Below are 343 nucleotides of genomic sequence, written 5' to 3'. Positions count from 1 at the left end.
CGATACGTCAAAGGTATAAGGCGTTTTTTGCAGGATCACATCCTCCGCTCCAAACGGAATTCGTTGTTCCATCCAGTGCAGCCGGTTGATCAGTGAAACGTGCTCAATCATGACCCCCTTCGGCTTGCCAGTGGAGCCTGACGTATAGATCACGTACACCAAATCGCTCGAGTGATTAACAGGTTCCGGGTTCTTCTCGCATTCTTCTCCTGTAAGCTCCATCCCCTCCACCAGCAAATCTTCGATAGCGATCATCTCGCGGTCGGCTCCGTGCGGACGAAGGCGGTCCAACTGATCCCGCTGGGTCAGCAGGATAGATGCCCCGCTATCCTCCAGCATGAAT

The 343-nt window shown here is 53.6% G+C and carries 1 protein-coding gene; it reads right to left on the bottom strand.

The window, feature by feature from the left end; genetic code table 11:
* A partial coding sequence (locus G9G57_RS25375) for an AMP-binding protein (RefSeq protein WP_164965690.1) occupies positions 1 to 343 on the bottom strand: 343 nt, incomplete at both ends.

The organism is Paenibacillus sp. EKM211P, from assembly GCF_011066175.1.
GTDB classification, from domain to species: domain Bacteria; phylum Bacillota; class Bacilli; order Paenibacillales; family Paenibacillaceae; genus Paenibacillus; species Paenibacillus polymyxa.
The sequence above is the reverse complement of the archived record's forward strand: the minus strand, read 5'-3'. Positions and strand labels throughout refer to the sequence as shown.